9 protein-coding genes and 1 rRNA gene are annotated in these 13926 nt (G+C 46.7%); 1 reads left to right on the top strand and 9 read right to left on the bottom strand.

Annotated elements, in window-relative coordinates; genetic code table 11:
- Positions 1-189: 189 nt before the first annotated feature.
- The 3 genes from MHI55_RS00050 to gyrA all read right to left on the bottom strand — a co-directional run bounded on the left by MHI55_RS00050 (position 190) and on the right by gyrA (position 6105).
- Positions 190-1742 (bottom strand): 16S ribosomal RNA (locus MHI55_RS00050).
- Between the two features lie 457 nt (positions 1743-2199).
- Complete coding sequence (locus MHI55_RS00045) at positions 2200-3318, bottom strand: HD-GYP domain-containing protein (RefSeq protein WP_340388254.1); 1119 nt, start codon at positions 3316-3318, stop codon at positions 2200-2202.
- 222 nt (positions 3319-3540) lie between these two features.
- Complete coding sequence (gene gyrA / locus MHI55_RS00040) at positions 3541-6105, bottom strand: DNA gyrase subunit A (protein ID WP_076329292.1); 2565 nt, start codon at positions 6103-6105, stop codon at positions 3541-3543.
- A 427-nt stretch (positions 6106-6532) separates the two neighbouring features.
- Between gyrA and MHI55_RS00035 the strand changes: the two genes are divergently transcribed.
- Positions 6533-7480, top strand: a complete 948-nt coding sequence (locus MHI55_RS00035) for a YheC/YheD family protein (RefSeq protein ID WP_338707443.1) — start codon at positions 6533-6535, stop codon at positions 7478-7480.
- Between the two features lie 93 nt (positions 7481-7573).
- On the opposite strand, the gene gyrB is transcribed toward MHI55_RS00035, so the two are convergent.
- The 6 genes from gyrB to dnaA form a co-directional block, all read right to left on the bottom strand.
- On the bottom strand, positions 7574-9484 hold the full coding sequence (gyrB, locus tag MHI55_RS00030; RefSeq protein ID WP_036611997.1) for a DNA topoisomerase (ATP-hydrolyzing) subunit B: 1911 nt from the start codon (positions 9482-9484) through the stop codon (positions 7574-7576).
- A 67-nt stretch (positions 9485-9551) separates the two neighbouring features.
- Entirely contained in the window at positions 9552-9800 is a 249-nt protein-coding gene (locus MHI55_RS00025) for an extracellular matrix/biofilm biosynthesis regulator RemA family protein (RefSeq protein ID WP_017691405.1), read from the bottom strand.
- A gap of 14 nt (positions 9801-9814) precedes the next feature.
- Positions 9815-10927 carry a DNA replication/repair protein RecF gene (recF, locus tag MHI55_RS00020; RefSeq protein ID WP_017691406.1) on the bottom strand — a complete coding sequence of 371 codons (1113 nt, stop codon included), beginning with the start codon at positions 10925-10927 and terminating at the stop codon, positions 9815-9817.
- Between the two features lie 57 nt (positions 10928-10984).
- Entirely contained in the window at positions 10985-11200 is a 216-nt protein-coding gene (gene yaaA / locus MHI55_RS00015) for a S4 domain-containing protein YaaA (RefSeq protein ID WP_036611994.1), read from the bottom strand.
- A 16-nt stretch (positions 11201-11216) separates the two neighbouring features.
- Positions 11217-12359, bottom strand: a complete 1143-nt coding sequence (gene dnaN / locus MHI55_RS00010; RefSeq protein WP_017691408.1) for a DNA polymerase III subunit beta — start codon at positions 12357-12359, stop codon at positions 11217-11219.
- Between the two features lie 220 nt (positions 12360-12579).
- Positions 12580-13926 carry a chromosomal replication initiator protein DnaA gene (gene dnaA / locus MHI55_RS00005; protein WP_036611990.1) on the bottom strand — a complete coding sequence of 449 codons (1347 nt, stop codon included), beginning with the start codon at positions 13924-13926 and terminating at the stop codon, positions 12580-12582.

Genomic DNA, 13926 nt, shown 5'->3' with positions numbered 1-13926 from the left:
AAGTTCAGCTAAAAAGGAATGTTCTAATTCGCGTTTGTTTCGTTTCGATATCTAGTTTTCAAAGAACAAGCTCCATGCAAAAGCAAGCTGTTTTGAGAGTTTGAGCTCTCAAAACCGAACAACGAGTGAGTGTTTTGCAGCTAAGCTGCTTATTTGAATGTTTCCGTTGCAGGAAACGATTCTCCATAGAAAGGAGGTGATCCAGCCGCACCTTCCGATACGGCTACCTTGTTACGACTTCACCCCAATCATCTATCCCACCTTCGGCGGCTGGCTCCTTGCGGTTACCCCACCGACTTCGGGTGTTATAAACTCTCGTGGTGTGACGGGCGGTGTGTACAAGACCCGGGAACGTATTCACCGCGGCATGCTGATCCGCGATTACTAGCAATTCCGACTTCATGCAGGCGAGTTGCAGCCTGCAATCCGAACTGAGACCGGCTTTGTTGGGATTGGCTCCATCTCGCGATTTCGCAGCCCGTTGTACCGGCCATTGTAGTACGTGTGTAGCCCAGGTCATAAGGGGCATGATGATTTGACGTCATCCCCACCTTCCTCCGGTTTGTCACCGGCAGTCTATCTAGAGTGCCCACCCGAAGTGCTGGCAACTAAATATAAGGGTTGCGCTCGTTGCGGGACTTAACCCAACATCTCACGACACGAGCTGACGACAACCATGCACCACCTGTCTCCTCTGTCCCGAAGGAAAGATACATCTCTGCATCGATCAGAGGGATGTCAAGACCTGGTAAGGTTCTTCGCGTTGCTTCGAATTAAACCACATACTCCACTGCTTGTGCGGGTCCCCGTCAATTCCTTTGAGTTTCAGTCTTGCGACCGTACTCCCCAGGCGGAGTGCTTAATGTGTTAACTTCGGCACCAAGGGTATCGAAACCCCTAACACCTAGCACTCATCGTTTACGGCGTGGACTACCAGGGTATCTAATCCTGTTTGCTCCCCACGCTTTCGCGCCTCAGCGTCAGTTACAGCCCAGAGAGTCGCCTTCGCCACTGGTGTTCCTCCACATATCTACGCATTTCACCGCTACACGTGGAATTCCACTCTCCTCTTCTGCACTCAAGTCACCCAGTTTCCAGTGCGATCCGGGGTTGAGCCCCGGGATTAAACACCAGACTTAAATGACCGCCTGCGCGCGCTTTACGCCCAATAATTCCGGACAACGCTTGCCCCCTACGTATTACCGCGGCTGCTGGCACGTAGTTAGCCGGGGCTTTCTTCTCAGGTACCGTCACCTTGAGAGCAGTTACTCTCCCAAGCGTTCTTCCCTGGCAACAGAGCTTTACGATCCGAAAACCTTCATCACTCACGCGGCATTGCTCCGTCAGGCTTTCGCCCATTGCGGAAGATTCCCTACTGCTGCCTCCCGTAGGAGTCTGGGCCGTGTCTCAGTCCCAGTGTGGCCGATCACCCTCTCAGGTCGGCTACGCATCGTCGCCTTGGTGAGCCGTTACCTCACCAACTAGCTAATGCGCCGCAGGCCCATCCCCAAGTGACAGATTGCTCCGTCTTTCCAGTTCCCTTCAGGCGAAGAAAACAATTATTCGGTATTAGCTACCGTTTCCGGTAGTTGTCCCAAACTTGAGGGCAGGTTGCCTACGTGTTACTCACCCGTCCGCCGCTAACCATCCGAGAAGCAAGCTTCTCTTCAAGTCCGCTCGACTTGCATGTATTAGGCATGCCGCCAGCGTTCGTCCTGAGCCAGGATCAAACTCTCCAATAAAGTATTGAAAAGAGCGATAAGCTCATTTTGAATCTGACGAGATTAAAAATCTCATTTGTGCTCCAGTCGATCCAAGCCAAGGCTTGTCTCAAACTTTCGCGTTCATTCTGCAAGCAGAATGTTTACTCACTCGTTGTTCAGTTTTCAAAGATCAAACTTATTTTGTTACCGAATGTTGTTCTCTTCAGCAACTTTTATATCTTATCACATCCGAACCAACTTTGCAAGCTCTTTTTTTTAAGTTTCTTTTGAAGCTTATTTCATTCGCTTGCCGCACCGTGTAAACTGTGTTTTCTTGGCCGGAATTAGAATATACCATGTACAGATATTGAATGCAAGTCTTTTTTTAAGTAATTATATAATCGTTCTGGTTTTTCTACATTTCTACATTTATCTCACGTAAAAGGCCTCTCTATAAAAGAAAGACCCTCTCATCAATTTACTTTAATATCTATTGTTATCCGATAACCTCTTGGATGTGAAGCTGCCGTTGCTGCATCAGGTTAATGATGTTTCCTTCTACTGACACCATAGGCCGTGTAGGATGATCTCGATCAGAGAATACGATCTCTCCAATCTGGTTATTGCTGAGTTTTACTCGGATGCCATTATGGATCTGGGTCGACCGTTGAACAAATACACTTACGATTGCAGGGTCCAATTTCCCAAATGCCTCACTTTGGATCTGTTCTAGGACTAGGTATGGTGATTGTGCCTTGCGGTAGATCTTCTCCAGCGTCATGGCGTGGAAAATATCAGCGATAGCTACAATCTTGGCATAAATATGAATCTGCGTCCCACTAAGCTGCAACGGGTAGCCTGAACCATCCACTTTTTCATGATGCTGTAAAGCTGCAAGTCTGGCTCCCTCATTAATGGCCTTTGCCTGTTTAAGGATCTGATAACCATATTTCGTATGCTGACGAATCTCTTCCTGCTCTGTAGCCGTCAATGTGGATGGTTTATGGAGTATCTGCGGATCTACCTTGTTGTTACCAATATCATGGAACAAGCCTGCAAAAGCCACTTGCATCCAATCCTTGGAGGGGAGATCGATCCATTGAGCCAGTTGATAGGATGTGATCGCACTCAGTACGGCATGGTGATATACATAATCATGTTCTTGCATTACTCGTGGACTGAAGGTAAGCACATTATATTGTTTGAGATGTGCAAACACAGCCTCCAACTGTGTACGTAACTCATAGACCGGTAATTCAGCCGCCAGAGAGGACAGGAAAGCATTTTTCGTTAGTCCGACCATCTTCTCATACTCATCCTGCAAAGACGTTACTACAGGAGATGTGGTGACGTTCCCTGTCTTCCCTGCCCGTTCACCATTGTTGTCATTCGTAGAACTTCCTGCGGACACAGATGCACCTTTGGTTCCTGTACTACTCGACACCGTTCTTTCTTGTTCAATATCTACCTGTTGAATCATAAAGGCTCTGAGCACTTCCATATCCTTGGGTAAAATGACTTTTCCCTTCTGAAGCAGAACGTTGCCGCGAAGTGTTTGCACATCACTCCCAAGTTTGAGTCCTGGTTTGACTTCTGACAGGGTGATTAATCCCATGTGTATTCCCCTCACTCATCGTTCTTCTATGTTAATACAAACAAGACCATAGTCCCGGTTTTTCATGATATTTTCCATTATATTACTCAGGAATCAGGCTGTACATCCCAGAATCGGAAGAATAAAAGAAGAGATTCCTTTATACAAACAAAAGGGCTCCCGGTGGGAGCCCTCGCAATCTTCTTCCAATCTCAAAGAGATCAGTCTTTATAAAATTCTATTTTATGCTTCCGAACCGGAATCGTCGTCGCCCTCAACTTCATTAACCTCAGCGTCAGAAACGGTGCCTTCTTCCAAGCTTACTTCCGGAGCTTGGGACTCCTCGCCTTCCAAGCCTTCAAGTGACTCATCGTCTGGTTCCTCTTCATTTTTGTCAATTCGGCTGACTGTAGCTACTGAATCCTCGTCACGAATATGAATCAGCTTCACACCCTGCGTGTATCGACCCATAGTGGATATGCCTTCCATGCTCATCCGGATCAACGTACCGCTGGACGTGATAATCATCAGATCCTCTTCGGTTTTAACCATTTTGAGACTGACTACTGAGCCGTTCTTCTCTGTGACATTAATAGTCTTGATCCCTTTACCGCCACGAGTCTGCATCCGATAATCATTGACAGGTGTACGTTTACCATAACCTTTGGCTGTAACGATCAGAACATCAAGCTCTTTATCAACTACATCCATGCCGATAACAGCATCCTGTTCATCCAATGTAATCCCTTTGACCCCGGTTGCGCTACGTCCCATGGAACGTACATTACCTTCCGAGAATCGAATAGACATTCCGTGAGCTGTACCCATGATGATCTCTTGCAATCCATCGGTCAGCTTAACATCGATCAGAACGTCATCATCACGTAAGGAAATACCGATCAAGCCGCCTTTGCGGATATTGGTGTAATCCTCAAGTGGCGTCTTCTTCACAACCCCTTGGCGGGTAGCAAAGAACAAATATCTGTCACTTTCGAATTCCTGGACCGGAATTACGGCATTGACCGATTCGCCCTGCTCGATCTGGATCAGGTTGATAATCGGCGTTCCCCGAGCGGTACGTCCAAGCTCTGGAATCTCGTAAGCTTTGAGACGGTACACTTTACCTTTGTCAGTGAAGAACATGAGGTAATTGTGGGAGTTGGTCACAAACAGATGCTCGACAAAGTCGGTATCTTTTGTATCCATACCCACGACCCCACGTCCACCTCGTTTCTGGCTGCGGTATGTGGATACCGGCAGACGTTTCACGTAGCCTGTATGAGTAATCGTAATGATAACCTCTTCACGTGGAATCAGGTCCTCATCCAGAATGCTCTCTTCGCCTACAGTGATCTCTGTACGACGATCATCGCTGAAGCGGTCGCGGATCTCTTGCAGCTCCGTACTGATAATCTCAAGCACCAGATGCTCATTGGCCAGAATTTCGCGATACTCTCTGATTTTGACCATCAGTTCGTTATATTCATTTTCAATACGTTCGCGTTCCAGACCTGTGAGGCGTTGCAAACGCATATCGAGAATAGCTTGAGCCTGATCATGACTGAGTGAGAAGCGCTCAATCAAACCTTCTCTTGCTGCATCCGCATTACTGGATGAACGAATCAACGTAATAATCTCGTCGATATGATCCAACGCAATACGTAAACCTTCTAGAATGTGTGCACGAGCTTCAGCCTTTTTCAGTTCAAACTGCGTACGTCTGCGAATAACCTCAATCTGATGCTGCAGATAGTGATACAACACTTCACGCAAGTTCAGAATTTTAGGTTCTTTATTAACAATCGCAAGCATGTTAATCCCGAAAGTGGATTGCATCGATGTATGTTTGTACAGGTTGTTCAGGACAACCCCCGGATTCACGTCTCTGCGAAGTTCAATTACAACCCGCATACCATTACGGTCAGACTCATCACGAAGGTCAGTAATACCATCAATCTTTTTATCACGTACCAACTCGGCGATTTTCTCAACAAGTCTCGCCTTGTTTACCTGATAAGGCAACTCTGTAACGATAATTCGCGCCTTGTTGTTGTTCTCTTCGATGTTGGTTTTAGCCCGCATCGTTACTGAACCACGTCCGGTCTGATACGCCTGGCGAATGCCTGAACGGCCCAAAATGTAGCCGGACGTAGGGAAGTCTGGTCCTTGAATGTAATCCATGAGTTCCATGGATGTAATGTCCGGATTTTGAATCATGGCCTGTACACCATCAATGACCTCACCCAGGTTATGAGGAGGAATATTGGTAGCCATACCTACCGCGATCCCGCCGACCCCATTGACAAGCAAGTTAGGAAAACGAGCAGGCAGAACGATTGGCTCATGTTCTTCACCGTCATAGTTTGGTTGGAAATCAATCGTATCCTTGTTGATATCTCTGAGCATTTCCATAGCAATCTTGGACAAACGTGCTTCGGTATAACGCATGGCTGCTGCCATATCACCATCGACAGATCCAAAGTTACCGTGTCCATCTACATGCATATAACGCAGGGAGAAATCCTGTGCCATCCGTACCATCGTCTCGTAAACAGCAGAGTCACCGTGTGGGTGATACTTACCGATAACTTCGCCGACGATTCTGGCTGATTTTTTATGTGGTTTATCGGGTGTCATGCCGAGCTCTGACATCGCGTACAGAATACGCCGGTGAACCGGCTTCAATCCATCACGCACGTCAGGTAAGGCACGGCTAACGATGATGCTCATCGCATAATCCATAAACGATTCACGCATCTCGACGCCTATATCCCGATCTGTAATCTGAGAGTTCATTTCTTCCGCCATGCTGGACCTCCTTCTTGTCCTTCAACAAACGTTCCATTCCGTCATGCAAAAAAGTTGATTATATGTGAAAAGCCTAACAAGGCTAAAACCGCGCAAGAACGCTACTCTTTATTATATTACTTTCACAAAAGTTACACAATTAAACGTCCGCTGGGCAATAGCCTTTCTTCTGGGAACTTCTGCGTGTCTGGGGATACGCCCTGCCTTCCTCCCCAATTGCACATACAATGCTAGAAAAACGGCATATGTACTGTGCCTACCGAGGCTAAAGCCATTCCCGTCCTACGATCAAACTGCAAATTGTGCAGCTCATCGCACAAAACGCCATATTTCTCTATTATACCACTGAAATCGTCTCTTGTCCTTTGATTTCTCCGTGTCTGGTCCCTCTTTAGAACTGAACAAAACATGAAAGGACTGATGAATCTTGGGTATCCAACGCGTCTCCAGCAAATGGGCCAAAACAGCCGTGTTACAACGCAGTCGCATTGTGAATGAATATATCCCAGTGACCCGAAAATATAGCCGTCAAACTCTGGAACGAATGACTGAATTATTTGAGTCCAACTATATCAAACCGGACCGTGGCACTTACGGTAATGGCGTTATGCGGGTGAGAACAACCCGTTTATACGAACCTGTTGTTAATTCCGAAGATTCCACCACAGATGCAGAGGTTTCGGAAGAAACCAATGATCGAAACCTGGCTGATGAACCCGAAGCAAGTGCTGTTATCTCCAGAGCTACCTATCTCACAACAACATATCATCTCCAATACGGTACAGAGGAGAGATCATTTCATTCCCTGGACGAACTCGAACGAGCACTGAATGATCGTATTCAGGAACGTGAATATATCATTCAACAGGGAATCTCGCTGATGAAGCATGAAAATTTGCCTTTTGACTTGCGTGTGTTAACTCAGAAAAATCTGCAACACAACTGGGAAACAACAGGTGTTCTGGGACGTATTGCTGCCCCGGGCAAAATCATCACTAACATTCATGGTGGTGGGCGATTGGCCACGTTTGAAGAACTCGTACTCCCCCATCTTCACCAGGATGGCTTCAAAAAACTTCGCACTGAGCTGTACCGCTTAGGTATTCATACCGCTGTGCAATTGCAAACATCATTTCCAAGACTCAAAGAGATTGGTATTGATATTGCGCTAGACGAAGCAGGGCGTCCCTGGATTCTTGAAGTCAACACACTGCCAGGCATTTATGCCTTTGGCTTATTACCGGACAAGGAGGCGTACCGGAAGATCAAACGTTATGCGATTGCGTACGGTCGTTTGCCCTCCAAAAAGGGTAAGAGCTCCCGGCCATCCCCTAAAGCACAGGCTTCATCTGCCAAAAAACGTGTACGCAGATAACAAAGGGATATGGAGATCTAAGTATACGCCTTCCCTGTTCCATACCTTCCCTAATATAAAAAAGGCGCCCTCTCAGGCGCCTCTTCGAATATGTTAAATGTCGAGGTTTTTCACGTATTTTGCATTTTCCTGGATAAAGTCACGACGCGGTTCAACGTTATCCCCCATCAGGGTGTCAAACATGGTATCAGCAAGTATGGCATCATTAATCGATACTTGCATCATGGTCCGGCTCTCCGGATCCATCGTCGTTTCCCACAATTGTCCGGCATTCATCTCGCCAAGACCTTTGTAACGCTGAACGTTGAATTTCGCATTTTCGCCGAGCGTTGCAATAATTTCATCGCGCTCTCTCTCGGAACCGGCATAACGAATCACTTTGTTACGCTCAATCTTGAACAATGGCGGTTGTGCAATATATACATAACCTGCCTCAATGATTTTACGCATGTACCGATACAGGAATGTCAGCAATAGTGTTCGGATATGAGCACCATCAACGTCGGCATCGGTCATCAAAATGATTTTGTGATAGCGTGCTTTGGCAATATCGAAGTCATCACCAATACCCGTACCCATTGCCGTAATAATTGCTCTAATCTCCGCATTACCCAATATCCGGTCGAGACGAGCTTTTTCCACGTTCAAAATCTTACCACGCAGTGGCAAAATCGCTTGGAAATGACGATCCCGACCTTGCTTTGCTGATCCGCCTGCAGAGTCACCTTCGACGATGTACAATTCGCTGATTGAAGCATCCTTGGATGAACAGTCTGCCAGTTTACCTGGAAGTGAGCTCACTTCGAGTGCACCTTTACGACGTGTCAGTTCACGGGCTTTACGGGCAGCTTCACGCGCACGTGCTGCTTGCAGACCTTTTTCCAAAATGCGACGGGATACGGAAGGATTCTCTTCCAGGAACTCCTGCAGCTTCTCGGCAAACAAGGATTCGACAATCCCACGCACTTCGCTGTTGCCCAGCTTGGTCTTTGTCTGTCCTTCAAATTGCGGTTCCGGAATCTTGACCGAAATAATAGCTGTCAAGCCTTCACGCACGTCATCTCCGGAAAGGTTCCCCGTGCTGTCCTTGATTACACCCGCCTTACGAGCATAGTCGTTGATGATCCGTGTAAGGGCACTCTTGAAACCTGATTCGTGCGTTCCGCCCTCATGCGTGTTGATATTGTTCGCGAAGGAATAGATATTCTCGGTGTAGTTGTCATTGTATTGCAGGGCAACTTCCACCTGAATGTTATCTCTGGAACCTTCGACGTAAATTGGATTTTCATGCAGGACTTCGCGCTTCTGGTTCAGGTAGGAGACGTATTCGATAATGCCGCCTTCGTACATGAACGAGTTGGTTGCACCTGTACGCTCATCCGTCAATGTAAGACCGATGCCCTTGTTCAGGAATGCCAGCTCACGAATCCGGGCAAGCAAGATGTCATATTCGAACACTCTTGTTTCCGTGAAAATTTCAGGATCTGGATGGAATCTAACCGTTGTTCCTGTTTCGTCGGTTGTACCGATCACTTTCAGGTCATACTGTGGAGCTCCACGGCGATATTCCTGTTGATAGATATGTCCCTCACGTTTAACCGTTACAACCACTTTTTCAGAGAGTGCATTCACAACGGACACACCAACACCATGCAAACCACCGGATACTTTATATCCGCCGCCGCCAAATTTTCCCCCTGCATGGAGGACAGTCATAACTACCTCAAGTGCAGGACGTTTCATTTTGGTATGTTCGCCGACAGGAATACCCCGTCCGTTATCGACTACAGTCACGCTATTGTCTTCATGGATACTGACCTCAATGTGGTCGCAGTAACCTGCAAGCGCTTCGTCAATACTGTTGTCCACTACTTCCCAGACCAGATGATGCAGGCCCTTGGAACTGGTGGAACCGATATACATGCCCGGACGCTTCCGTACGGCTTCCAATCCTTCAAGGACCTGAATTTCATTCGCATCATATGACGGTTGATTCATAGACATGCCTTTCACCTACTTCTATAGATTCAATATCGTAAATATGCGTTAACTAATTTTATGCCACACAACGCTAGAGATCCGGAAAAATGTGAGCCCGCTTTTTCAGCGTGGCTGAGGAAATAGGCGAGTAGTACACAATGTTTTTGGTCACCACAATGGACTTGGCTTCCTCTTCGCCGATGTGTTCCACTGTTTTTTCCTGCTCGGCATGCGTGACATACTGCTTGGAGATCTTTGAGGATTTTTCAATCGATATATCAAAAATAGCGACCAATTCGGAAGAACGGATGATCTTCTCACCGCCCAGATGAATGTACATAAGCCCCTCACTCCTTAGCGTTCAACCTGTCCGGCATGAACGTGATAAATACTGGCATCTTTGAGCTTGTCAACGTTCAGGCTCTCGATCCCCGTAGCTGTAATAAAGGTTTGCACCTTGCTCTGGAACGTTTCGATCAGCTGCGTCTGGCGAAAAGGGTCCAGCTCGGACAGAACATCATCCAGCAACAGAACTGGATATTCTCCGATTTCTTCATGAATCAGTTCAATTTCCGCAAGTTTAAGGGACAACGCCGTTGTGCGCTGCTGCCCCTGCGAGCCATATGTTTGTACTTCCCGATCGTTAATGAAAAAGGACAGGTCATCCCGATGTGGCCCACTAAGGGTTGTGCCTCGGCGAATCTCCTGCTCTTTCATTTGTGATAATTTTATCATAAATTGGTCCATTAAGACAGCTTCATCTTCCTCAGCGGCTTCGCTGAAGGAAGGAAGGTAGGCCAGCCGCAAGACTTCTCCGCCTCCGGTGATCCCCTGATGAATCGTTTCTGCCCACTTTTGTAGTTTCTTTATGAATTGTTTCCTTTTTTTGACGATTTTAACACCATGCTCGACCAGTTGTTCGTTCCACACCTCAAGCATGGTCTGGGCCGATGCCCCTTTTCCCCATAACTGCTTAAGCAAATTGTTTCGTTGGACGAGCACTTTTTGGTATTGCTGCAGGTGATACAGGTAACCTGGTGCAACCTGTCCAATCTCCATGTCAAGAAACCGGCGGCGGACCCCCGGTGTGCCTTTTACAATCTCCAGATCCTCCGGCGCAAACATCACAACATTGAGCGCTCCGACAAAATCACTTAACTTGCGCTGCTCCAGGCCGTTAATCTTTGCTTTTTTGCCTTGTTGCGACAAAGATAGTTCAAGCTTGACCGATCCGTACTTTTTGTCGACCTCTGCTGCAAGTCTGGCACGTTCCTCACCGAAACGGATTAACTCCTTGTCACGGGATGTACGGTGGCTCTTGGTGAGTGCAAGTACAAAAATCGCCTCTGCAAGATTGGTCTTGCCTTGGGCATTTTGCCCGATCAACAAGTTTACGGGACCAAAAGAATCCAGTCTCAGATGTTCATAATTGCGGAAATTCTGCAGATCAATGCTGTTCACAAACACGCGGTAACCTCCCTTTTATCCCGTCCGTCAGGAGGCAGCAGGATCGAACTGGTCTTCTTATTCTGCAGCAACTTCGAATGTGCCTTCTCCGTCCACTTCAACGATATCCCCAGGGTATAACTTACGTCCCCGGCGTTCCTCAGGCTCTTTATTCACACGTACAAGTCCTTCCTGAAGCAGAGCTTTGGCCATACCTCCAGTTGGGATGCAATCAGCCAGTTTCAAAAATTGATCAAGCTTAATATATTCCGTACGAATCGTAACTTGGTTCACTATGATCTTCCTTTCGTTAGTTGGTCGTCCGATATGGCAATATCACGTAAAGGCTGTGACTGTCATCCAGCGGTTTCAAGATGATTGGACTCATGACTCCTGTAAAAGCGATCATCAGTTGCTCACTTTCAACAACTTTCAGCACATCCAGCATGTATTTGGAGTTGAACGAGATTTTTAACGGATCTCCTGTAAACTCGGCAGGTTCGATTTCTTCTCTTACTTTACCTAGCTCGGAAGAGCTTGAAGAAATTTCAACGGATCCCGAATCCATCGTTTGCATACGCACGATGTTTGTTTTCTCTTCACGCGACAGCAAATAAGCCCGGTCAATGGATTCACTTAATTTTTTTGTATCTAAAACAAGTTCTGTTTTGTATGACGTTGGAATAATTCTAGAAGTATCCGGATATGTTCCGTCCAAAATACGGGAGTAGAACAATACACGGTCGATTTTGAACAGGACCTGGTTATCTGCAACAACGATATCCACAAGGGTATTTTGATCCGGAACAATTTTGCTGAGCTCGTTCAGCGTTTTACCGGAAATGACTACGTTGTTGAAGCGGATACCCTCTGCATTATCCAGCATTGCTGATCGAGTAGCAAGACGGTGACGGTCTGTTGCCACAAATTTCAATTCGTTGTCACCCAAACTCCAGAGTACACCTGTCAGGATTGGAGTAGTCTCATGTGTGGAAATGGAGAAGACCGTTTGTTTGATCATATTTTTCAGCAAATCTCCTGGAATGGAGACGGTTTGGTTTTCTTCGATGCTTGGCAGTACCGGGAATTCTTCCGGATCCAGACCTACCAGTTGAATTTCGGTAGCACCTGCGGAGATAAAGGTGTTGAAGTTCTCTTTGACTTCCATGTGCACTTCCTGTGATGGCAGCTTTTTGATGATCTCCACAAAAAACTTGGCTGGCAAAACTACACTGCCGGGTTGATCTACCTGAACTACGCTTTTATCTCCATCTTCAAGCGGGATGAAGGATTGAATGGATATATCGGTGTCACTTGCTGTCAACGTTACACCTTGATGATTCACGTCGAATTTGATACCGCTCAGAATCGGAATCGTCGTACGGCTCGAGATCGCTTTGGATACTTGCTGTATGGAATCGTTTAAGTAGTTTTTCATTATGCTGATTTTCATGGTTTCACTCCTAGCTGTTTTTTTGGGTGTTGGGGTGTTAAAAGGTGTTTTTCAAAGGCCGAAGGCTAAGCTCCGAAATGGCTATTTTGGAGATGATATCTTTAAGATCTTTTTAGTAATAATAGTAATAGGGGCACTGAATATGTGGATAAGTGGGTATAAACCCGTACACCCAAGCCTATCCACATGTGTATACGTTGTGCATAGGCTTGGGACTTGTTCAGGTTGGATTCTTTATTTTTTCGGTTAAGTTGTTGATAACTTTATAGAGATCCTGATCGTTTTTAATCGCTTGGGAGATTTTTTCGTGAGCATGTATGACAGTGGTGTGATCTCGTCCTCCGAATGCTTCCCCAATTTTGGGCAGAGAAAAGTCTGTCAGTTCACGAGAGAGATACATGGCAATCTGTCTTGGAAAAGCAACTGCCTTGGTCCGTTTCCGTGCTTTGAAATCTTCAAGCTTAAGGCTATAATACTCGCCGACCTTTTGTTGGATGTCATGAATAGTGATCATTTTGGGACGACTGGAAGGAATAATATCCTTCAGTGCTTCAGCTGCCAGATGAGTGGTTACATCTTGATTAGTCAGTGAAGAATAAGCAACGACCCGAATCAGGGCGCCCTCCAGTTCACGGATGTTGGTGTCAATCTGGTTGGCAATGTACATCATCGCTTCATTCGGAATATCCAGGTTTTCCGCACGTGCCTTTTTCCGCAAAATTGCGATCCTTGTCTCCAAATCTGGAGGCTGGATATCCGTGATTAACCCCCATTCAAAGCGAGAACGAAGCCGTTCTTCCAATGTCGGAATTTCCTTCGGTGGTCTGTCGCTGGAGATGATAATCTGCTTCCGTTCCTCATGCAGCGCATTAAACGTATGGAAAAATTCCTCTTGTGTTGATTCTTTTCCCGCCAAGAACTGAATATCATCAATGAGCAAAATGTCGACGCTCCGGTATTTGTTACGGAAGCTCTCCCCGCGGTTGTCACGGATCGAGTTAATGAATTCGTTCGTGAATTTCTCAGACGACAAATAAACGACTTTGCTGCCCGGATCATGCTCCAGAACATAATGTCCGATCGCATGCATCAAGTGAGTTTTACCGAGACCTACTCCTCCATACAGAAAGAGAGGATTGTAAGCTTTGGCGGGCGCTTCAGCGACCGCCAGCGATGCGGCATGGGCAAAACGGTTGCCCGGCCCGATGACAAATGTATCGAACGTATATTTCGGATTCAGCATGCTGAGTACGGCTTCTTCCTGTACAACTGTAGGCGTTGGAGCCGGCAGTTGCGGGTCCGGTTCAGCAGGCTTGTTCTCTTCGATGACAAATTTCACATCGACTTGCTTGCCAAGCAACTCGTATACCGTCGAGCCAACCAATTTGGTGTAACGGCTCTCCAGCCATTCGACGGCAAACGTGGTTGGTGCGGAAATGACGATTGAACGGTCATTCAGCTTGGTGGCTTTGGTTGCTTTGAACCAGGTGTCAAAGCTGGGTTTGCTGAGTTTGTTTTGTATGATTGATAAAATTTGCTGCCATAAATCAGAAGTATGGCTGTCCAC

This window comes from Paenibacillus sp. FSL E2-0151 (genome assembly GCF_037993015.1).
Lineage (GTDB): Bacteria > Bacillota > Bacilli > Paenibacillales > Paenibacillaceae > Paenibacillus > Paenibacillus amylolyticus.
The sequence above is the reverse complement of the archived record's forward strand: the minus strand, read 5'-3'. Positions and strand labels throughout refer to the sequence as shown.